Origin of the sequence: Streptomyces eurythermus, from assembly GCF_014649115.1 — a bacterium.
Taxonomy (GTDB): Bacteria; Actinomycetota; Actinomycetes; order Streptomycetales; family Streptomycetaceae; genus Streptomyces; species Streptomyces eurythermus.
The window spans coordinates 1-22143 of sequence record NZ_BMSK01000010.1; the positions used below are offsets into that span (position 1 = coordinate 1).

Annotated in this window: 14 protein-coding genes; 7 read left to right on the forward strand and 7 right to left on the reverse strand. The window is 70.0% G+C overall.

Annotated features, from left to right (window positions below; all coding sequences use genetic code 11):
• Positions 1–1377: 1377 nt before the first annotated feature.
• Entirely contained in the window at positions 1378–2637 is a 1260-nt protein-coding gene (locus tag IE251_RS19800; protein ID WP_189754326.1) for a hypothetical protein, read from the reverse strand.
• 417 nt (positions 2638–3054) lie between these two features.
• On the opposite strand from IE251_RS19800, the gene IE251_RS19805 reads away from it, so the two are divergent.
• Positions 3055–3684, forward strand: coding sequence for a hypothetical protein (locus IE251_RS19805; RefSeq protein ID WP_189754327.1), 630 nt, complete (start codon positions 3055–3057; stop codon positions 3682–3684).
• A 224-nt stretch (positions 3685–3908) separates the two neighbouring features.
• Here IE251_RS19805 and IE251_RS19810 read toward each other — a convergent pair whose 3' ends face one another.
• Complete coding sequence (locus IE251_RS19810) at positions 3909–5258, reverse strand: glycoside hydrolase family protein (RefSeq protein WP_189754328.1); 1350 nt, start codon at positions 5256–5258, stop codon at positions 3909–3911.
• Between the two features lie 182 nt (positions 5259–5440).
• Here IE251_RS19810 and IE251_RS19815 point away from each other — a divergent pair, with 182 nt between their 5' ends.
• The 5 genes from IE251_RS19815 to IE251_RS19835 all read left to right on the forward strand — a co-directional run bounded on the left by IE251_RS19815 (position 5441) and on the right by IE251_RS19835 (position 10164).
• Complete coding sequence (locus IE251_RS19815) at positions 5441–6463, forward strand: LacI family DNA-binding transcriptional regulator (RefSeq protein ID WP_189754329.1); 1023 nt, start codon at positions 5441–5443, stop codon at positions 6461–6463.
• A 74-nt stretch (positions 6464–6537) separates the two neighbouring features.
• Positions 6538–7878 carry an ABC transporter substrate-binding protein gene (locus tag IE251_RS19820; RefSeq protein ID WP_189754330.1) on the forward strand — a complete coding sequence of 447 codons (1341 nt, stop codon included), beginning with the start codon at positions 6538–6540 and terminating at the stop codon, positions 7876–7878.
• Positions 7879–7930: 52 nt separating this feature from the next.
• On the forward strand, positions 7931–8938 hold the full coding sequence (locus tag IE251_RS19825; RefSeq protein ID WP_200692445.1) for a carbohydrate ABC transporter permease: 1008 nt from the start codon (positions 7931–7933) through the stop codon (positions 8936–8938).
• 3 nt (positions 8939–8941) lie between these two features.
• Positions 8942–9784 carry a carbohydrate ABC transporter permease gene (locus IE251_RS19830; RefSeq protein WP_189754331.1) on the forward strand — a complete coding sequence of 281 codons (843 nt, stop codon included), beginning with the start codon at positions 8942–8944 and terminating at the stop codon, positions 9782–9784.
• A gap of 137 nt (positions 9785–9921) precedes the next feature.
• On the forward strand, positions 9922–10164 hold the full coding sequence (locus tag IE251_RS19835) for a hypothetical protein (RefSeq protein WP_189754332.1): 243 nt from the start codon (positions 9922–9924) through the stop codon (positions 10162–10164).
• 164 nt (positions 10165–10328) lie between these two features.
• Here the strand turns inward: IE251_RS19835 and IE251_RS19840 are convergent, their stop codons facing one another.
• Positions 10329–14834: a hypothetical protein gene (locus IE251_RS19840; protein WP_189754333.1), complete on the reverse strand. Its 4506-nt coding sequence runs from the start codon at positions 14832–14834 to the stop codon at positions 10329–10331.
• A gap of 553 nt (positions 14835–15387) precedes the next feature.
• Here IE251_RS19840 and IE251_RS19845 point away from each other — a divergent pair.
• Positions 15388–16764, forward strand: a complete 1377-nt coding sequence (locus IE251_RS19845) for an MFS transporter (RefSeq protein WP_189754334.1) — start codon at positions 15388–15390, stop codon at positions 16762–16764.
• 50 nt (positions 16765–16814) lie between these two features.
• Here IE251_RS19845 and IE251_RS19850 read toward each other — a convergent pair whose 3' ends face one another.
• The 4 genes from IE251_RS19850 to lnt form a co-directional block, all read right to left on the reverse strand.
• Positions 16815–18731 carry a helix-turn-helix domain-containing protein gene (locus tag IE251_RS19850; RefSeq protein ID WP_189754335.1) on the reverse strand — a complete coding sequence of 639 codons (1917 nt, stop codon included), beginning with the start codon at positions 18729–18731 and terminating at the stop codon, positions 16815–16817.
• Between the two features lie 73 nt (positions 18732–18804).
• Positions 18805–19695 (reverse strand): 3-hydroxybutyrate dehydrogenase, encoded by an 891-nt coding sequence (locus IE251_RS19855; protein WP_229896857.1) that lies wholly within the window; start codon positions 19693–19695, stop codon positions 18805–18807.
• Positions 19696–19749: 54 nt separating this feature from the next.
• Positions 19750–20229 carry an NUDIX hydrolase gene (locus IE251_RS19860; RefSeq protein WP_189754336.1) on the reverse strand — a complete coding sequence of 160 codons (480 nt, stop codon included), beginning with the start codon at positions 20227–20229 and terminating at the stop codon, positions 19750–19752.
• A gap of 79 nt (positions 20230–20308) precedes the next feature.
• Complete coding sequence (gene lnt / locus IE251_RS19865) at positions 20309–21928, reverse strand: apolipoprotein N-acyltransferase (protein WP_189754337.1); 1620 nt, start codon at positions 21926–21928, stop codon at positions 20309–20311.
• Positions 21929–22143 lie beyond the last annotated feature (215 nt).

Sequence of the window (22143 nt, forward strand, 5' to 3'; positions counted from 1 at the left end):
GCTGATGCGCGAGGACGTCCCGGTTGACCATGATCACCACGGGCTGGATCATCCCACCCTCGCGCGATCACCCCTCAACCGCTATCACGCACCAGCTCGTAAGACGACAAGAAGCGCCAGCCATCCGTACAGCAGGGAGACCGGTGCGACAGGTGCACGGAGAATCGTGCCGCTTCGGAGATGCGGGCTGAACGGAAGCAAGATCGTGGCAGCCGCACAATCACCCTTGAGCCCCGCCCCGGGAGCGCCGAGGCCGCCAAGGTTCCGGTCGACGCGTCGGGTCAAGCGATCCCGCTCCGCCGCTTCGGCTGCGGTAAGCCCGCAAGCCTCCCAGGACCTGAAGGACTGCCCGAGCACTTCTCGTGCCGCAGGAAGAATGAGGCGTAATCCATCGGCCACCGCTGGCCACCCCTCACTGCGTCACCAGGCGCCAAAACCCCTTGCCCGGGTCGGGTGGGAGGTGTCATGTTTCCGCCCGACAGGCCAGTCCCCAGTGCCACAGTGAGCGCCAAGCAGGACACCCGCGCCGGCCACGTTATGACGTTCCTTGCGGGGTCCTGCGTACTGCGGAACCGGGCCGACTCGGCTGACCACACGGCGAAAGGGCCCGCCTCCAACGCACACTCCCGGTCCCAGCCGTGCTGCCCTACGGCGCTGAACCGAAAGGGCACCCGTCAGCCGTGGGAGTCCTCTGGAATTTCTCTGGGACTTCCGGCTTCATCAACCGGCACGAGCCTGAAAGAACTGAAAGACCATTCTCGCAGGTCAGCGGCCAACTCATCCCCGTCTCCGCAGGTCGCCACGCTGCCAGGTCTCTTCCGGGGCATCTGGCCAGCCGGACTCAGTAGGTCCGCACTCAGCGTTGCTTGCCCTCGGCGCCCGATCGATACTCGCCGCCTCGACAGGTCCGACCTGCCCGATAAGGTGCCTGACATTCCATCAGAACGAGCGTCAAATGAGCTTCAAGATACCTTGCAGAGCGTCATTTGAGCGTCAAGATATCGCCCGTAACGCCCATAGCGCACATCATGCGCACCCATCAAAACCGCAGGTCAGAAGCCCTTCGCCGCCGGTTCAAGGATCGCGACGCACTCCACATGATGCGTCATCGGAAAGATGTCGGCCTCAGTGAGCCGCAGAAAAGGCCAGGTCAGAGGCGCTTTCTCGGCTCGCTGTGGAGCTTGAGGGCGCCGCGAGCGTCACGGCGGACAGTCCATGCTGCTCAACGGGGAACACATTGCGGCACCCGGATCGCCCCGACAGGGATCCACCTCGCTTGCTCCGGGCTTCAGTCGAGTGCCATTGCGCCGCACCCCCCTAGCGGCCGCCCTGTGCTGCTACAAACGCCTCGTCCGACCCACCACGTAGGACAACGGTCTAAGGCGTCGTCGTGGCCTGTTCGGTGGTCAGGCGGACCCTCCAGTCACGGACGTAGTCAGGGGGGATCGAGGCCAGGCGGGCTATCTCCACGTCGTCGCGGCCGTCGGCCCACGCCAGGATCCGGGTCACGGTGCGGTTCCGCGCGGTGCGGAGGTCCTTGAGCATGCCTTCGAGGCGTTCGACTTCCTCGCCTTCGTAGACGAGCTGCCGGTCGACGGCGGCCCGTTCGTCGGCACGCAACCGCTGCAGATAGGCGGGGAGACCGGTCAGCACCAACCCCTCATCGTGCGCGGCCTTCTGGAAGCGTTCGGCCAGGGCCGCCAGCACGCAGTCCGGCACATCGGCGAGCGTGGCTCCGGGAGGTTTGGCCGCCTCCCAGGTGCTCCTGCCGGCCTCTGTCGTCTCGAACCAGGTGCGGGCCTCCGTCGGGGAACGGTCGCCGCACGCCGTGGCGCGATAGGCGTACAGGGCGGCGCGATGGCCGTAGAAGGTGAAACCGTCCTCGATCTGCCGGTCGGCGGCGCGGCACATCCGCCCCGGGACACCGCCGTAGCCCGAGTCGGGCCGGTAGTCGGCGTAAGCCTCCAGTTCCGCGTCGGTGGCCACTGCCCAGGACGGGTCGCACAAGTCGGGGTTTCTCGCGAGGAACGCGCCGACCTCGACCCGCCACGCGGGGACCGGGCTCATCTGGAGCCTGGGCCAGACGACGTCTCCGGAGGGGGCGAAGGTGTAGGTGGCGGCCTGCTCGATGTCGTCCCAGGCGGTGGCGGCCTCGGCGGACCACTCCAGTTCGCCGGCCGGTCCCGTACGGTGGATCGAGTCCACGAGCCGCTGTACGGCGGGCAGTATGCGCAGCGCGAGCGCATGCAACTCCTCGGCGGTGAAGAAGCGCCAGGAGTAGCCGCGCCGTTCGTCGTGCGCAAGGTGGGTCAGCAGGTGCACGAGAACACCGGGGGCCGGCAGCGTCCCATCGCCGAGTGCGCTGCGCGGGACGCCGGGGAGCTGGCGTTCCAGGTCCTCGCGCGAGGCTCGCCAGTCGACGTCCCCGAACCAGACCGCACCGCTCTGTGCGTCGATGGCCAGCCACTGGTGGTATCCCACGCCCGGTCCGTCCCGCTCCTCTTGCTGCTCGGCGTCTTCGTCGTGCCAGACGTACTCGGCGGGGGGCGGGTTCAGCCCCACGGCCATGAAGCCGTCCTCCGGGCGATAGCCGGTGAGGATGTGGGCTGTGATCGGTGCGCTGTCGGCGGCGGTCATGAGGGGTTTCCTCTCGGTGGAACAGCAACCGCCGCAAACCGTAGTGTGCCCGTCGGTCACCAGTTCACTTTTGAGTCATTTATGCCTGGCTCGGCACGGCAGGCGGGCACCGTCGGGGCCCCGGTGTCACGCGAGGTCTACGCGCGTGCAAGTGGTGATCACGTTGGCCAATAATTCACGCGCCCTCCGCGTATTATTCACATCACGGCATGCTCTTGCAGTCGGCCCTCGATCGATTCGAACGCATGCCGGGCGGGTACGGCCGCATTCCAGATCGGCAAAACACCTGGTTGGTGCAGGGTTCCGCTACTCGCAAGGGCTTGCGGCGCGTTCCCCACGAACGCAACGTGCTTGACGCCGGCCGCCGCCGATCCGGCGTGACTTTTCACCACCGGCATTCGCCGAAAGGCTCCGCCCTTGAACACCGCACTCGCAGAAGCCCTCCTCGTCGCCCTGCTCCGTGATCCGGCCGCAGGGCTGGCGGTTACTGAGGATCTCGGTGCGGTGTCGCCTGGCGGTCGACGGGACCTGATGAAGGACATGTGCCCGGAGCTGCTGTACGTGTCGGGGTTGGTGGGCACGGAGTTTGAGTGCGACGGTGAAGTCGTCGTGGCGGAGGAGATGTTCGGCTCTGCGGTCGACAACGAGGTGCTGGTCCGTGACGGGGCGGGCCGCCGGTTCCGGTTGTCGCTGCGCGAGTGCTCGCCCTTGGCCGGGCCCAGGTCATCGCGACCGGGCCGGGGCCGCAGGCGGACGACGACCGCGAGAGGGCCTCGGTGCTGCTCACTCAGCTCAGCGATGAGGAACTTGCCGCAGTTCGTCAGCGGGCTCCCCATGGAGGTTCTGACCCGCTTCCGGTCGTGCGGCGACGGACTCGCAGAGCCTGGCGAGCCCCGGCCGCAGTACGCGACCACGGTGCCCGAGTTGCAGCGATACGAGGCGAAGGCCACCGAGCCGGGCGTGAGCGTAAGGGCCGTCAGGCGGTGGGCGCGCGCCGGCGACCGGGAAGCCGGGTTCGTGCGTGACGACCCCGACCGTGAGCGGTGACATGGGAAGCCTGGGCCGGGCCGCCGTGCGGTGGGCTGAGATGGCCCTGGGGATCACGGCCGAGCACGGGAAGGACCCGAAGCCGGCCCGTGGGATGGTGATCCGTTCCGTCGGCTCGCGCCTGGAGGCCCGCTCCGGCGCAGGGGAGGTGAAGCTGCCCGGTCGCGCGACGGCATACCGGTGGGTTCAGGCCGAACCGACCGTCGGGCGCGGGCTCTCGCCCCTCAGGGAGTCGAGGGGCCGGGCCAGATGGCCGAGGCGTCGTCGCGGTGCGGGTCGGGCAGCCGGATCGGGCGGACCGGAATCGTGCGTCGGCGTCCTTCTGCGACGGCCGTCCACGGGGCGGAGTGCCCGGAGTAGCACAGGGTGGTCAGGGCGAACACGCCGTCGGCGTAGACCTCGACGTATTCGCCGATGGTGAGGATGCGCAGGGTGGCGGCGGGGCCGGTCAGGACGGTTTCGCCCAGTCGGGTCCCATCGGGGCCGGTGACCCAGAGGTTCTTGCCGTCGCAGCCCACGGCGAGGGCGGGACGGTCGCCGTCCGGTGTGTCGGTGCGCAGGGTGATCTCGACCGGCCCGGTGATGCCGAGGTCGCCGACCGCGTGCAGGGTGGGGCGGTCGGTCTCCTCCCCGAGCCAGGTGTCCAGGCCGGGCCACCATTCCAGGCGGGGAGACGAACCCCTGTCCACCACAAGTGACTTCGGCTGGGCGAGCATGCCGCGGCAGCCGGCACCGGTGTCCCTGAGCCCGACGCGGCGGGGCGTGGTGTGCAGCACGACGCGGGAGCCGTCGGGCGCGGCGATCACGCGCGGAGCATAGGCGCCGGTCGGGCCGAGCGGGCCCCGGCGGGTCCAGGGGCCCCTGAGGCGGGGAGCGGTCCACGCCTCGAAGCCCCGGGTGGCGCCGATCGAGCCGAGCAGCAGCCAGCTGCCGTCGTCGAGGCGCTCCAGGACCGGGCACTCCAGCTCGTCGACGTCGCCGGGTGAGATGAGCGGCGGGTGGACGGTCCAGTGCTCCAGGTCGTCGGAGGTGGCCAGCGCGACGCAGCCGCTGACCTCCACCGGGAGGGAGGCATCGCTGGCGCAGATGACCATGACCCAGCCGTCCGACTCGTCGTCACGTACGACGAATGGGTCGCGCCAGCCCATGCGTTCGCCGGTGCGGTACCAGCGTGGGTCCGCTTCGACGACCGGCCCGGTGCCATGGCGGCGCCAGGCTGTGCCGTCGGTGCGGTCGGAGTAGGCCAGTCCGACTGACTGGAGTGGCCAGCCGCCCGGTGTGAGACCGGAGACGCCTGTGTAGAACATCGCCATCGCGTCGGCGTGCCGCAAGGGATGCATGGTCCACACGGCCTGCTGGTCGAACCGGCCGGGCAGGCCGTTGCCGAAGGCGGTGCCCTGGGGCTGCCAGTGGACCAGGTCGGTGGAGGTGGCCCGGCCATAGGAGGTCTCCATCCGCAGATGGTCGAACTCCGGTGTCCAGGGCCCCTGCAGGTGCAGCACCGCATACGTGCCGTCCTCGTCGCGCAGGAGGGCGAAGTCGTTCACACAGAGGCCGGGCGGGGCGTATCGCATGCACAGTTCCTGTCGCTCCGCAGCGCGCAAACGCGTGCGCTGACGTTTGGTCAAAGACGAGGTCCTCCAAGGGCAAGCTCAAGTAGATCTGAACGCAAACGCTTGCGCAACAGGGTGTACGGGTTTACGGTCACGTCACCCACAGATCACACCGACGTGAAAATCAAGGGGAGGAGTCCGCAGTGACGGCCAGCATCACCGATGTCGCCCGTGCCGGCGGAGTCTCGGCGTCCACCGTGTCCCGCGCGCTGCGCGGCCGGCCGGGGGTGTCGGCGGAGGTCCGGGACCGGATCGTGGCCCTCGCCGCGCAGCTCGGTTACACCGCGTCCCGCTCGGCCTCCAGCCTGGCCAGTGGCCGCACCTACACCATTGGTGTGCTGGTCCCGTACGTGGGCCGCTGGTTCTTCGGCACCGTACTGGACGCTGCCGAGAGGGTGTTCAGCGCCGCCGGGTACGACGTACTGCTGTACAACCTGGGCTCACCGGAGACCCGCAAGCGCTTCTTCACCAGGCTGCCGGTCCGCAAGCGGGTGGACGCGCTGCTGACGCTCCTCATTCCTGATGAGGAGGAGTCGGCGGCGCTGCGCTCACTGGGGGTGCCGCTGGTCACCACGGTCGGCGGCCCCCGGCCCGGCTTCACCGTGGTCGGCATCGACGACCGGGCCGGCACCGAGAGCGCCGTACGGCATCTGGTGAACCTCGGTCACCGCCGGATCGGCATGATCAGCGGGGCCAGCGGACCGCTGCACTGGACCACGCCCATCGAGCGCCGCAACGCCTACCTCGACGTCCTGGCCGCCGCCGGGATCGACCACGATCCGACGCTGGAGGCGGACGGTGACTACACCGTCGAGGGCGGCGAGCGGGCGATGACCGAACTGCTGGCCGCTGCCCGGCCGCCGACCGCCGTGTTCGCGCAGTCCGACGAGATGGCGATGGGCGCGCTGCGCGCCCTGCGCAGGCACCGGCTCAAGGTGCCGGAGGACGTGTCGGTCGTCGGCTTCGACGACCACGAACTCGCCGACGTGGTCGGCCTGACCACCGTTGCCCAGCCGGTCGCCGAGCAGGGCGCCGAGGCCGCCCGGCTGCTGCTGCGCCGGATGGACGAACCCGACGCCGAACCACCTGCCGCGCAGGTGCAGATGCCCATCCGCCTCGTTTTGCGTGAGACCACCGCCCCGCCGCACCCGCGCGGCCCGCAATAACTCCCCGAGCCCCACGGCCCACGCCCGGAAAGCACGACGGCACCTCGGACCCTCACCAGCACGGAGGCACAGCCATGAGCTCAACCAGCAGAACGTACCGCCGCACCGCCTGTACGGGCCTGGCCCTGGCCCCCCTGGTGGCGCTGGCCGCCTGCGGCTCGGGCGGCCCTGCCGACACCTCCGCCGAGGCCGGAAGCGGCAAGGGCGTCATCAGTGTCTGGGCCCACCAGGGGCAGAAGAGCGAGGCCGGCGCGCTGCAGAGCGCGGTGAAGTCCTTCAACTCCTCGCAGGACGAGATCAAGGTCGAGCTGAAGCTGATCCCCGACGCCGACTACACCAAGACCATGACGGCCACCGACCCCGCCAAGTTGCCGGACGTGCTGGAGTTCGACGGTCCGACCATGGCGAGCTTCGTCTACAACAAGAAGCTCGCCCCGATCGACACGTACGTCTCCGCCGAGACGATGTCCAACGCCACCGACGCGAGCAAGGCGCAGGGCGAGATCGACGGCAAGCACTACGGCCTGGGCATGTTCGACTCCGGGCTCGGGATCTACGGCAACAAGAAGCTGCTGGATGCGGCCGGGGTGAAGTACCCGACCAGCCTGGCCGACGACTGGACCGCCGAGGAGTTCACCGCCGCGCTCAAGACACTGAAAGTCAAGGACTCCGACGGCAAGCCCCTCGACCTGCAGGAGAACGGGGGCTACGCCAACGAGTGGGGCACCTACGGCTTCGCCCCGATCGTCTGGTCCGCCGGCGGCGCCCTGATCAAGGACGGCAAGACGGAAGGCGCCCTCGACACCCCGGCCGTGGTCTCGGCCATGAAGACCTTCCAGTCCTGGAAGACCTACGTCGACCCCAACACCGACGGCAACGCCTTCGTCAAGGGCCGCGTCGCCCTGAGCTGGGTCGGCCACTGGATGTACCCCACCTACAGCGAGGCCCTCGGCGACGACCTCGTTGTCCTTCCGCTTCCCGACTTCGGCAACGGCCCCAAGACCGGCCAGGGCTCCTGGGCCTGGGGCATCGGCGCCCACACCAAGAACGCCAAGGCCGCCGGCACCTTCCTGGACACCCTCCTGGACGACACCAACGTCACCGCTCTGACGAGCGCCAACGGGGCGGTGCCCGCCACCAGGAGCGCGCTCGCCAAGAGCCCCCTGTACAAGCAGGGCGGCCCGCTCCAGCTCTTCGCCGACCAGCTCTCCAAGCCCTGCGGCGACAACGACATCACCAAGTCCTGCGTCGCCGTCACCCGCCCGGTGACTGCCGGCTACCCCGTGATCACGTCGAAGTTCAGCGAGGCCCTGAACTCCATCTACGGCGGCGCCGACCCCGAGAGCGCCCTGAAAAAGGCCGCCCGCGCCATCGACCAGGACTTCTCCGACAACGCCGGCTACCAGATCCCGTAGGACCCATCGGCCGGGGCAGCCGCGCCCGCCCCGCCGGGAACAGGACCCTCCCGTGAAATCCGTGGAACCCGCGCACGCCGCGCCGCCCGGCCCGGAGCAGACCCCCTCCGCGACAACCGTGAAGTCCGCGCGGTCGACGCGATCAGCGCGGCCGGGCCGCAAGAACCGCGACTGGCTGCACGGACTGCTCATGTCCGCCCCGGCCGTCGTCGGGCTCATCCTCTTCGTCGGTGTGCCCTTCGGCTACGCCGTGGTGCTCTCCTTCTACAACGTCCGCCTCGGCTCCCCGCTGGCACCCTCCTTCTTCGGCCTGGAACAGTACCGGCGGCTGTTCACCGACCCGGACATGTCCGGCCCCTTCCTGCGGGCACTGCTGAACAACCTGACCTTCGCCGCGGTCGTCGTACCGGTGCAGACGGCCTTGGCGCTGGCCCTGGCGATCCTGCTCAACCGCAAGCTCAAGGCCATCGGTCTGTTCCGGTCCCTCTTCTTCATGCCGGTCGTCTTCCCGATGGCACTGGTCGCCGTGATCTGGCGGCTCATCTTGGCCCGCAGCGACCAGGGCATGCTCAACTCCGCACTGAACGCGGTCAGTCTCGGCAACTGGGGCGCCTTCGACTGGCTCGGTGACGGCGCCACCGCAATGGCCTCGATCATCGTGCTGTCCATCTGGCAGGGCGTCGGCTTCCAGATGGTCATCCTCCTCGCCGGCCTCCAGCAGATCCCGGGCGAGCTCTACGAAGCCGCCCAGCTCGACCGCGCCAGTCGCTGGCAGCGGTTCCGCCACGTCACCCTGCCCGGCATCCGCGGCACACTCGTCTTCGTCGCCATGCTCACCTCGGTGCTCTCCTTCCGGGTCTTCGACCAGGTCTACGTCCTCGTCCGCGGTGGCGGCCTCAACGAGGAAGCCACCCGCACCGTGATGTACCAGGCCGTCACCACCGCCTTCGACCAGAACAACATCGGCCAGGCGTCCGCGATCACCGTGGTCTTCTTCATGATCGTCGTCGTCCTGACGCTCATCCAGCGCCGTGTCGTCCGGCCCGGAAACGAGGACTGACCCATGGGCACCACCCGTACGCCCCTGCGCCGCTTCATCGACTACGCCGTACTCGGCGTGCTCGCCTTCATCTTCGTGCTACCCGTGCTCTATCTGTTCCTGGGCAGCCTCAAGCCGTCCGACGAGGTCCTCGACGGCCTGTCCGGTTTCCTTCCGACCCATCTGTCCCTCGACAACTACTCCACCGTCCTGAGCAGCCTCGACTCCGACAGCACCGGCCACTTCCGGCGCTTCATGGGCGTCTCGCTGCTGCTGGCGTTCGTGGTGGTGACGGGGGGCCTGTTCGTCAACTCGATGGCCGCGTACGGGCTGTCACGGCTGAAGTGGCGCGGTCGGGAGGCCGTCTTCACGCTCATCCTGCTGCTGATGCTGGTCCCGTTCGAGTCGGTGGCCGTACCGCTCTTCTACATGTTCAACGACCAGCGCAACACCCTCCCCATCCTGGCGCTCCCGTTCATCGCCAACGCCTTCTCCGTCTACCAGTTCCACACGTTCTTCCGCTCGATCCCCCCGAGCATCGAGGAAGCGGCCCGGATCGACGGCGCAGGCCCCTGGCGCACCTTCTTCGCGATCATCGTCCCCATGTCGAAGCCCGCCTTCGCCTCCGTGGCGATCCTGACCTTCCTCATCCAGTGGGGCTCGTTCCTGTGGCCGGTGCTGATGGTCTCCGATCCGTCGGTCCGCCCGCTGCCGCTGGAGATGAGCGTCTTCCAGGGCCAGCAACCCCCGGACTGGGGCCAGATCTTCGCCTTCGGCGTCCTCCTGGTCCTGCCCGTCCTGGTGGTCTTCGCCTTCTTCCAACGCTGGTTCGTCCAGGGCGTCGCCAGCTCCGCCGTCAAGGGCTGAACGCGTTCGCCGACCGGAATGGTCGAGACGCGTCTCCACGTCCGGTCCATCCCGGGTGATATCGAGCCGCCCCGGCTACGGATCGCACCACTGACGTCCCCCGCGACGAGAAGGAATGAAAGGGGTTCATTGCATGTATGGCCAACGGCTTCCCTGACGGTGAATTCTTCCTGCTCAACACCGAAGCCGTGCTGTGTCTGGCCGCCGACCCGGGCGGCACGGAATTCGACGGCAGCTTCGTCACCAAGTCCGGATCCGCCATCGAGTACGCCCACACCAAACCCCAGGTGGCTCAAGTGGAATACCCCAGGCCGCCGGGCAGGAACCAGTTCCAGGGCGGATACTTCGACAGCAGCAAGGGCCCTGGGGACGTCCGGTGAACTTCCTGGTCAGCCACGGATGTAGACCCAGGAATCGCCACACTCCACATGATGCGTCACCGGGAAGACATGGAGGCCCCGGAGCCTCGATGCTGCGTCTCAGAAGGCTACGACCGCTCGCAGCATGCAGTTGCACGAGCACCGTACCGAACTCTGCCGATCACCTACTGCCTGTACGGCCGTGGAACGTTGATCACCATGGGGCGGAGGTGAAGTGCGCCCGCTTGGGAGAGGCTCGCCGCCTGGTCCTGTAGCTCGACGAGGAGTGTGTCGAGCTGGAGCTTTTTTGCCTGGGTCTTACGGCTGTCGCCCGTGGCATCCCAGAGGTCGATCGGATACCAGCCGACGATGTAGATGCCTGCATCCGTTCTCGCTTCCGGCAGATAGCGACCCGCCAACTGTTCCGCCTGAGCCGTCGGAACCTCGACGTTCCAGGAGCCCTTGACCTCGATGACCAGCTTGACCGACTCGCTTGGAGCGATGTCGGGGTGGTCGCCCGGTGCGGGCATCGCCTCGACGAGAAGATCGGTGCGGTCGCCCGCGCCGTACGGGTCGGTCGGATGGATCAGCACTTCCCGGTTGACCGCGACACGGTGGCCGGCCAGCCGCAGAGTCAGCTCGTGTGCGAGGTAAGCACACAGGGCCGCTTCGGGTTTGGGCCGCCAGACGTCAGGGACGACCGGGTTCTCCGCGGACGGCTTTCGAGGGCTCTTGCCCGGTGTGCGGTCCCACAACAGTTCACAGTGTGAGGGAAGTGCCCGGCCCACCTCCTCCAGGGCCTCATGAACCACGTCCAAGAGGTCTGTGCTGGTGCGGATGACCCGCCGCGCCGGATCCTGTAGCAGCCGTATGACGTCCTCTGCGCGCACCTGTCTCCAACTCGCGGCGGCGTATTGCTTGGTCGCGGCTACGAGTGCTGCCGCGACAGACAGCCGACTGGGGTACAGGGCCGCGAGGCGGCGCAGTTGCCGAACCGCCTCTGCGGTGCCTCGTCGGCTCAGCTCAGGGAGCAGGCCGTCTCTCCATCTCCGGGCTTCCTCATCGGCGGTGACCCAGCGAACGCCGCGAAGAGGCTGGCCCTCCTCAGGGTCGTACAAACCGCTGAGCCACAGATACAGGTCGGCGACGAGAGCCTCGCCGAGGTTGCTGTGGATACGTTCCGCCGCGGTCCTGGCGCATGCCTCGGCCAGCTCGCGGCCGAGTTCTGGATCGGTTGCGAACGCCTTGACTCGTGCCCAGTGCGCCTCGGCATCTGCGGCCAGCAGGGCCTGGGCGGCGAGGACGGCGGCTCGTGCGGCAAGCGGGGTTTCCCGGGGCCCGTCGATACAGGCGTCAAGGATGCCGTGCGCGGTGTGGCTGTCGGTGGTGAGAAGAGCGGCCAGGATGCTGTGCCAGGTGCGCAGTGCCGCGTCACGCGCCTCATCGTTGTCGGGCAAGCGCATGGGATGGTCTTCGATCGCCGGCGAGCCTGCCAGGACCTTGTCCGCCGCCTCGGGTGCGAGTCCGAGACAGGTGGAGAGCTCAGTGGCGAGGTGCTCCATGCACGTACGCAGTTCCGGGGACCAGCGGGGATCGACTGCATTGAGCTCGATGGGCTGTCGGCCTGTCCTGAGCTCTGCTCGTGCCACCTGGACAACGCGATGGGCCAACGACTCAGGTGCGTGGCGGGCGGCCAAGCGCAGCAGGTCCACCCGTTCGGGTTCCGTGTAGCTCGTGGCCATGCCCAGATGCTCGGTGAGTATCGCGGCGGTCCAGGAACTCCATGTCCGCGCGGGGAGTTCGGGCAGGCGGTCTGTCCGGTGCAGCTCGGTGAGCAGGGCGTATCCGGCCCAGGAGCGTTTGTTGCCGCTGGCGTGCGGGAGCCAGGAATCGGCGCGGTCGTGCTCGGCGGTGAGGTAGCGGAGAGCGAGCTCGGGCACGTCAGGCAGATCGTCGCCGAGAGCTACAGCGGCGGGCCAGGTCGCGATGGCGCCCCGCACATCCTGCGCGAAGCTCCCCGTCTGTGGGTCCACACGCAGGCCCCACAGGAATTGCCACAGAGCGTCGTTGTCGCCCGCCCTGGCTTCGGCGAGGAGCCGCGCCAGATCGGCCATGAGCTCTGCTGCTTCCGGCCAGTGCCTCTTGCCGGCGCTGTGGCTGCGGCGCAACCTCCGGGCAAGCGAGCTGTCGATGGGGATGGCCTCGTAGAAGGAGCGCAGATACGGCCAGGCCGGGTGCGCATCGTCGTAGGCCAGTTCGAGTGCGTGGGGGTCGTCCGGGGGGAACGTGCAGGAAGCCAGCTCGCCGTACACCTGGACGGCCGCGTCGTCGCCGGTCGCCGCCGCCTCGGCGGCCTGCTCCAGGACCCACGGGAAGTCCTCGCGGTCGATGAGCTGGTGACGGGTCGGCGGCTCGGGCACCGAGGATGTGCCGAGCCGCATCGGTGAGCGCCGTTCCCAGTCGTACGCGATCTGACAGGCCGCCAAGCGCGGGGCGTCCCCTGTTCGCAGGGCTTCCGTGACCAGGGCTTGTGCCAGAAGCCTCCGTAGTGACCGTGTCCCGGGCGCCTCGTGTCCGTGCTCATCCGGTTGCAGGCAGTCCGGCACCTGAACCTTGCGATGGTCGTGCAGGAAGCTGAAAATGATCTTCGCCAAGATGCCCGCGTGCCGAGCCGCGTCCGGAGCCTTGAGAGCGCGGTCGATCACCCCGTTGATCAGCGAGATCTCGAAGCGGTCGGACGAGAAGACGAAGCCGCTGTCCGGCCGGGACACTGCTTCGGATACCCAAGCCAGAAGACGCGGCAGGTCCTCGTCCCCGCACTCCGCCGGCATGTTCCTCAAGAAATGGGCGTAGTTGCCGTACAGATCAGGGGACGGAGGGCGAAGGGCACCGAGCATCGTCGCCGCGTCCAGATGGTGCGGCCACAGCAGGTTCAGTAGCGTGCCTCGCAGCTCATGCTCGGGATCCGCCCGCTCGGCGCGGGACGGATCGGACAGCGAGTCGAGCACCTCCACGAGGACGGGCACGGCACGGCCTGGGTCGCAGGCGAACGCGGCGCGCGCCGCCAATCGACGTTCCGTTTGGTGCCACGCGTCGTTCCGCACCAACCTCAGCAGCGCATCGGCCAGCCTGGGGTGAGTGGTGCCGGCCTCCTGCGCCAACTGGATCGCCAGCCGGACTCGCGCCGTGGACTGCCACTCGGCCCCGCCTTTGGCGGAACTGGACTCCAGGACGTCGGCGAGCTGGTCGGCGAGCGCGGGATGGCTCAGGTCCCAGCGGGAGAGCTGCCATCTCGTGTCTCCCAGTTCGACCTGTGCCGCACGTTCCAGCAGTCTGCTCACGGTGAGCCGGCGGACCTCGTCGGAACGCACGAGTGCGCTGTGCACCGCCAGGCTCTCGGGATCGGCGCCGGCCAGCCAGCCGCTGGCCGAGGGATCCATGGCCACCAGCCAGGCCGCGGTCTCCCGCAGCGGTGCCGGAATGGTCGCCGTCTCCCCGTCCGGTGCGCCGACCAGGAACAGATTTTCCAGTTGCCTCGGCGTGGTCTTCCGGTCGGTCAGGTACCGGGCCGCGAGGTAGGCAGCCACGGAAGAGTGGCGGAATGCCGCCCTGCCGTCGTCCGGCGCTGTGAACAGCGCGGTCGCCAGGCATTCTTCGACCACTTGGGGCGTGACCTGGAACGCGCCGGCGGCGGTTCGCTCCGTTCCCCCCACCAGTACGTCGCCCGGCAGATCGTAGGCGCCGGCCTCGAAGGTACCGCCGTGCCAAACGGTCCGGTGACCGGACAGCAGCATCCACGCGGCAATGCGTCCCGCCACCATCAGGCGCTGAGGGGCCGTGGTGATCAACGCCTTCTTGAGACGGTGCGGGTCGGGGTCTTCAGCAAGGCGCGCCACTCCGCGGGCGAACAACTCCTCCGGCCGCCCGTGCAGTCGGCCATCATCCCGATAGGTCAACACCAACAATTCCAAGGTCAGCGGTACGCCTGCCAGCACAGCGGCGCCGGCCGCCTCAGCCGCCTCCACCAGCTCTTCTCCCGGCACACCGGCGCTGTCGGCCAAAGACACGGCCTCCGTGCGACTCAACGGAGCCAGATCGACGCATCGGCACGCACCGAAAGCCTCGGCCAGCACAGAGGTCAGCGCCGCCGGATAGTCGGCCGTGCGGCAGGCCATGAGAAACCGGACCCGACTGGTGTCCCGGCCGCTCAGCGACCTTCTCAGCCAACTCGACAGACGCGGCAGCAGCGGGCTCTCGTCGGCCTGGTCCAGGACCACCGTCAGCACTCCGACGGTCCCCGCAGCGTCTCCTCGTGGAGGCAAGGAGACGAGATGACAGCCGATCTCCTCCTGATAGGAGTACTCGGTGAGATCCCCACCCGTCACCCACAGGCACGCGTCGGAGTCTCCCCTCCAGGTGTCGTAGACACGGGGCAACTCTCTGGTGAGCTGCTTCAGCACGGAAGTCTTACCGGCGCCCGGCTCTCCCAGCACGACCATGGCTCCTGCCGCCGCAACCACGGCGGGAAGCGCCAGGACTCCTTGACGAAGTCGCCCCGCGTCCACGACCACGTCGTCATCGTCCGGTCGGAACGCTTCGGCGGCCTGCACGATCAGATCTTCGGCGGCGACTCGCTCACCCCGTATCCTGCACACCCGAGGGACATGAAAGCCGAACACATAACCTGCCATTCCCGCATTGTGTCAACTCCCACTGACAGTCGCCCCGGTCTCCCTCTGCTGACCAAGCGCGCGAACGCGCGACCAAGCTGCTTCGGTCGCACTCCGAGGGCAGGCTCGATGACCAGCCGGTGAGCGGCTGGCCGCCGTCCGTCTCGGTCTGGGCACACTGACCGCTCAGCCCGGACATCCGCAGAGCAGTCGGCAGGCTGCCGACGGGCGACTGGAGGGTCGACGCCGATCCAACGCAGCGTAGTCAGCACCAAGTCAGCACGGGAGGGGTGAAGAGGGGTGCTGACGTGGGCTTTCAGCCAGCATCGAACCAGCACGGGAGTCAGCACCGCACCGTCAAATCACCCCCAACTACGCGCACCGGACAGCAGTGGTCTCGACCACTCCCGAGCCCTCGAACCACCCCTCCCCCACCCCGGCATGGTGCCCGCACGCATACCCGCCCCCCGAACTATGGTGCCCCACCACATGTGCCCCTGACCTGCGGCTTCCTACCGTGTGCCGACACGTATCCGTCGTACCCGTCCCCACCGCACACGAGGAAGTGGCGCACATGGCATCCGGAAACACCGCTCCCCCACCCCCCGCGAGCCTCCCGAGGATCGTCGCCGCCAGCCTCATCGGGACCACCATCGAGTGGTACGACTTCTTCCTCTACGGCTCCGCCGCCGCGCTGGTGTTCAACAAGCTGTTCTTCCCGGACTCCGACCCGCTCGTCGGGACGCTGTTGTCGTTCCTGACGTACGCCGTCGGGTTCGCCGCCCGCCCGCTGGGGGCGCTGGTGTTCGGGCACTACGGTGACCGGCTGGGGCGGAAGAAGCTGCTGGTGCTGAGCCTGGTGCTGATGGGCGGGGCGACGTTCGCCATCGGGCTGCTGCCCACGCACGCCACCGTCGGCTCCGCCGCGCCCCTGCTGCTCACCGCGCTGCGGCTGGTGCAGGGGTTCGCGCTCGGCGGCGAGTGGGGCGGCGCCGTGCTGCTGGTGTCGGAGCACGGCGACGCGCGGCGGCGCGGCTTCTGGGCCTCGTGGCCGCAGACCGGCGCCCCCGCCGGGCAGTTGCTCGCGACCGGTGTGCTGTCGCTGCTCACCGCCGTACTGTCCGACGACGCCTTCGGGTCCTGGGGCTGGCGGATCCCGTTCCTGCTCTCCGGGGTGCTCGTGCTCGTCGGTCTGTGGATCCGGCTGTCCGTCGACGAATCGCCCGTCTTCAAGGAGGCGTTGGAGCGGTCCCGGGCGCGGCGGGCCCAGGCGGACGAGCAGCCGCCGCTGGTCTCCGTGCTGCGCCACCACTGGCGCGACGTGCTGGTGGCGATGGGCGCCCGGATGGCGGAGAACATCAGCTACTACGTCATCACCGCGTTCATCCTCGTCTACGCCACCACCTCGGCCGGCGTCTCCAAGCAGACCGCGCTCAACGCCGTACTCATCGGCTCCGCCGTGCACTTCGCCGTCATCCCGGCCTGGGGCGCGCTGTCCGACCGGGTCGGGCGGCGGCCGGTGTACCTGCTGGGCGCGGCCGGGGTCGGGCTGTGGATGTTCCCGTTCTTCGCGCTCGTGGACACCGGGTCGTTCGGGTACCTGATCCTGGCCGTGACCGTCGGGCTGGTGCTGCACGGCGCCATGTACGCACCGCAGGCCGCCTTCTTCGCCGAGATGTTCGCGACCCGGATGCGGTACTCGGGTGCCTCGATCGGTGCCCAGTTCGCCTCCGTGGCGGCCGGTGCGCCCGCCCCGCTCATCGCCACCGCGCTGCTCTCCGATTACGACAGCTCCACCCCGATCGCGCTGTACGTGATCGCCGCCGCGGTGCTGACCCTGGTGGCCGTGGCGTTCGCGCGCGAGACACGGCACCGGGATCTCGGCCGGATCGCGGACGAGGACGGCGAGCCCTCGGGCACCGGCCCGGCCGCCGAGGCGCGGACGCGCTGACCGGCGCCGGGGCCCACGCCCGCACCGGCCGGCCTTCGCGAGGGGGCCGGTCAGTGCCGTATCTGCGTCGCCAACCGGTGCAGTCTGAGGGCCAGTTGGATCTCCAGGGCGCGGGCGGGGGTCTGCCAGTCCGGGCCCAGCAGGCGGCCCACGCGCTCCAGTCGCTGGGCCACCGTGTTCACATGGACGTGCAGCGCGTCCTTCGTACGCGCCGGGCTCATCCCGCCCTCGAAGTAGGCGTCGAGGGTGCGCACCAGTTCCGTGCCGCGCCGCTCGTCGTACGACACCACCGGGCCGATGGTCCGCTCGACGAAGCCGGCGATGTCCCGGTCGCCCGCGAGGAGCAGGCCGAGGAAGCCGAAGTCCTCGGCCGCCGCGCCGTCCCCGGCCCGGCCCAGCAGGCGCAGCGCGTCCAGGCAGCGGCGGCCCTCGGCATAGGCGGCGGCCACGGTCTCGGGGTGCCGGGCGAGGCCGGTGACGGGTGCGGAGGCACCGACCGTGACCGGCTGGTGGACGGCGGTGCCCAGGTGGCGGGCGGTGCGGCGGGCCACGTCGGTGGCGGTGTCGCCGGCGCCGAGCGGCAGCAGCAGGACGGTGCCGCCGTCGCGGGCCGCGGCCAGCCCCCGCCGGGTGGCGGCGAGGTGGGAGGCGGCGGACCACAGCCGGCGGCGGGCCGCGGCCTCCTCGTCGGCGTCGGCCGCGGGACCGTCCAGACGCGCGGCGAGGACGACATGGGTGGCGTCCAGGTCGGCCTGGAGGCGGCCGGCGCGCTCGCGCAGCAGCCGCGGGTCCCGGTCGCGCGCGTCGAGCAGGTCGTCCAGCAGTTCGCCGCGCACCCGCTGTTCGGCCTCGGCGGCGGAGCGGCGGGCGAGCAGCAGCAGGGAGGTGACCATCGCCGCCCGTTCCAGGGTGCGCTGGTCGACCGGGTCCAGGCCGGGGTGGCCGCGCAGAACCAGGGCGCCGAGGAGTTCGCCGCCCGCGGCCACGGCGGCGATCCAGTCCTTGCCGTGCCGTACGGCGTGTCCCTCGGCGCGGGACGCCTCCAGCGCCTCGGCCGGTGCCGTGTCGGCCTCGGTGAACGTCACGGTGCCGTCGAGGACCTGGGAGACGGCGGCGGCCACGTCGTGCACCCCGCCGCCGCGCAGCACGAGTTCGGCGAGCCGGTCGTGGACCTCCGACGCACGCTCGATGACGGCGCTGCGGTCCCGGATGATCTCGTTGGCGCGCTCCAGGCCGGCCAGGGCGGAGCGGGTCTCGGTGAGCAGGTTGGCGGTGTCGATGGCCGCTGCGGCGAGCGCGGCGAAGGAGCCGAGCAGGGCGATCTGCTCGCGTTCGAAGACCCGCGCCCGCCGGTCCGCCGCGAACAGGACGCCGATCACGTGCGGGCCGAGCATCAGGGGTACGCCCAGGATGGCGACCAGGCCCTCGTCGCGGACGCCGGCGTCGATGGTGCGGGTGTGCTGGAAGCGGCCGTCCTCGAAGTAGTCGTCGGTGACGTACGGCCGCGCGGTCTGGGCGACGAGTCCGCCGAGCCCCTCCCCCATGCCGAGGCGCAGTTGCTGGAAGCGTGCGGAGACGGAGCCCTCGGTGACCCGCATGTAGGTGTCGCCGCGGGCCGGGTCGTTGAGGCTGAGGTAGGCGACGTCCGTGCCGAGCAGGGAGCGGGCGCGCTGCACGATCGCCTGGAGGACGGCGTCCACGTCGCGCAGTCCGGCGAGGTCGTGGGCGGTCTCGAAGAGCGCCGAGAGCTCCGCCTCGCGCCGCCGCCGGCCCTCCAGTTCGGCGCGCACGCGCAGGGCGAGCAGCCGGGCCTCCTCCAGCGCGGCGATCCGGCAGGCCGGCTCGGCGGCGGCTCTGGCGCGCAGGACGGGCTGCTCGAAGGCCTCCACGGAGGCGTCGCGGGCGAGCAGGTCGAGGTACGGCGCCTCGGCGCTGCCGGTGGCCGGCTGGAGGTGATCGCGGGACATGGTCACAGGATTCCGTATCGGCCACCGGTCCGGCAGGCCTGTGGATAACTCCGGGGGCCGGTGGTGGCGCTGGTCAGTGGGCCGTCCACCCGCCGTCCAGGACGAGTGAGGTACCGGTGACGAAGGACGCCTGCGGGCCGCACAGATAGGCCACGGCCTCGGCGACCTCCTCGGGCTCGATGAGCCGGCGCAGGGCGCTGTCCTTCAGCAGCACCTCGGACACCACCCGGTCCTCGGGGATGCCGTGTGCCCGTGCCTGGTCGGCGATCTGCTTCTCGACCAGTGGTGTGCGCACATAGGCGGGGTTCACACAGTTCGAGGTCACACCATGGGCGGCGCCCTCCAGCGCGGCCGTCTTGGACAGCCCTTCGAGACCATGTTTGGCGGCCACATAGGCGGCCTTGAAGGCAGAGGCGCGCAGACCATGGACGGAGGACACATTGACGATCCGGCCCCAGCCTTGCGCGTACATGTGCGGGAGGGCGCCGCGGATGAGGCGGAAGGGTGCCTCCAGCATCACGGTCAGCACCGTGTGGAACACCTCGGGCGGGAACTCCTCGATGGGCCGTACCAGTTGCAGCCCGGCGTTGTTGACCAGCACGTCGACGCCGACGGCGGCGCGTTCGGCGGCGTCCAGGTCGGTGAGGTCCACGACCACCGGTACGACGGTGCCCGCGAGGTCGCCGGCCCGCTCCGCCTCCCGGGCCAGCCCGTCCAGACCGGCCGCGTCCCGGTCGACGGCGCGCACCTCGGCCCCGGCGGCGGCCAGCCGCAGCGCGCAGGCACGGCCGATACCGCTGGCGGCTCCGGTGACGAGCGCGGTCCGGCCGCCGAGGTCGAGGGCGAGGGTCCCCGGCCGGGGTCCGGGACCGGGCACGGGGGCGGAAGCCGACGACGCGGCGGAACCGGACGGCGCGGCGGGACCGGACAGGTCGGCGGCGGGCAGGGGGGTGGGCGAGGTCATATGCCGACCCTAAGGGGGAGCCCACCCTCACCACATATGGTCACCACCCATACTTCAGCCTGCGGTCATAGGGTCGAACCATGTGGGTGCATCAGACATGGCCTGCTTGATCCGGAAGAGGCCGAACTCGTCCAGCGGGGGCAGGGCGTCCACCGCGAACCAGCCGACCTCCAACGACTCGTCGTCGTTGACCCGGGCCTCGCCGCCCACCGCCCGGCAGCGCATGGTGATGTCCATGTACTGGCAGACGTCGCCGTTGGGGTAGGTGACCGGCGGCAGCGCCTGGACCAGGACCATCCGCTCGGCCACACAGTGCACCGCCGTCTCCTCGAAGACCTCCCGCACCGCACAGGCCGCGGGCTGCTCGCCCGGCTCCGGGATGCCGCCGATCACCGCCCACTTGCGCGTGTCCGTCCGCCGGCCGAGCAGCACCCTGCCGTCGTCGTCGAAGACGATCGCGGTGACCCCGGGCAGCCAGATCAGTTGCTGCCCGGCGGAGGCCCTGAGCGCGCGGAGGAATTCGGGAGTAGCCATGCCCCGACCCTAACGGGCGGAGCCCGGCGCCCCGCCGGTTCCCGGGGTCGTATGACGGTCGTACCGGCGGAGCGCGGGGCTACGCGGCGGCGCCGCGCCGTGCGCGGAGGCCGGAGCCGATCGCCCAGCCGATCCCGCCCGCGGCGACCAGCACCAGTGCCAGCTCCGGGAGGACGCCCAGTTCGGTGGCGGGCGTCGTGGACGTGCGCAGCGGCACCTTCTGCACCAGGTAGGCGGGCACGAACATGCCGGTCCTCTGTGTGATCCGGCCGTCGGGCAGGATGACCGCGCTGACCCCGCTGGTCACCGGCACGGTCACGGTGCGGCTGTGCTCGACGGCGCGGATACGGGACATGGCGAGCTGCTGGTAGGTCATCTCGCTGCGGTCGAAGGTGGCATTGTTGCTGGGCACGGAGATCATCTCCGCGCCGTGCGTCACCGTGTCCCGCACGGCCCAGTCGAACGCGGCCTCGTAGCAGGTGGCCAGGCCCACCTTGGTCCCGGCGATGTCGAACACGCCCGGCTCGGTGCCCCGGCTGAAGTCCTGGCGGGCCATCTCGGTCCAGCTCTTGTTGATGGCGCCGACGAGCGAGCGCAGCGGCAGGAACTCGCCGAAGGGCTGGATCTGCCGCTTGTCATAGGTCTGCGTCGGTCCCTTGGCCGGGTCCCAGAGGATCTGCTCGTTGAGCAGCTTGCCGTCCCGCTCCACCACACCGCCGACGGAGACGGGCACCCCGATGTCCTTGGCCGCCTGCTCGATGACGGCGGCGGCGTCGGGATACTCGAAGGGGTCGATGTCGGAGGAGTTCTCCGGCCACAGGACGAAGTCGGGCTTGGCCGCCTTGCCCGAGCGGACGTCGGCGGCGAGCTTGTGCGTCTCGCGCGCGTGGTAGTCGAGCACGGCCCGCCGCTGGGCGTTGAACTCCAGCCCGGCGCGCGGCACATTGCCCTGGATCACCGCCACGGTGGCGGTGCCGTTCTCCGCCTTGTCGCTCACCAGCGCGCGGGCCGCGACCGCGCCCGCCACCGGTACGGTCACGCTCAGCAGCGCGGCGGTCGCGGCGGCCCGGCGTACGGTCCGGTTCCGGCGCCGCTCGAGAAGCAGCCGCCCGGCCTCGTACAGCCCGAAACCGCACAGGACGACCGCGAAGCCGAGCACGGGGGTGCCGCCCACCGCGGCGAGCGGCAGGAAGACGCCGTCCGCCTGGCCGAAGGCGATCTTGCCCCACGGAAAGCCGCCGAAGGGCACGCGCGCGCGGGCCGCCTCGCCCGCCGTCCACAGGGCGGCGGCCCACACCGGCCAGGCGGGCAGCCTGGAGACGGCGGCGATGCCGGCACCGGCCAGGGCGACGAAGACCGCCTCGGCGGCGACCAGGGCCAGCCAGGGCAGGGGACCGACCTCCACGCTGGTCCACACCAGCAGCGGCAGCAGGAAACCCAGCCCGAAGAGGTAGCCGAGGCCGAGCGCGGCCTTCCAGCTCCGGCCGCGCAACACCCAGGCGAACCCGGCGAACGCGGGCAGGGCCAGCCACCACAGGGTCCGCGGCGGGAAGCTGACGTAGAGCAGCACTCCGCAGAGCACGGCGGCGGCGGCCGGGGCCAGGCGCAGCAATCGGCCACGGCGCGCGGCGGACGCCGGGCGCGGCTCCAGCTGGTCCGGCTGGTCCGGCTGGTCCACGGAGGTTGCGGTGACGGTCACCCGGGTGAGTGTACGGCGGCCGCCGCCACCGCCGACAGCACGGTCCGGCGCCGGTCCGCAGGAGATCGTCGCTGGTGGCGGGCCGTTCGCGGGGAGATACGGCCGGGCGCCCGGCCGGGTTTCCCCGCGTCGGCGCGGCCGGGTGCCCGCCCGCCGGGCCGTGCCGGGGCGGGCGCCGGACCAGTGGAATCATGCCGATCCTGCGCGTACCGCCC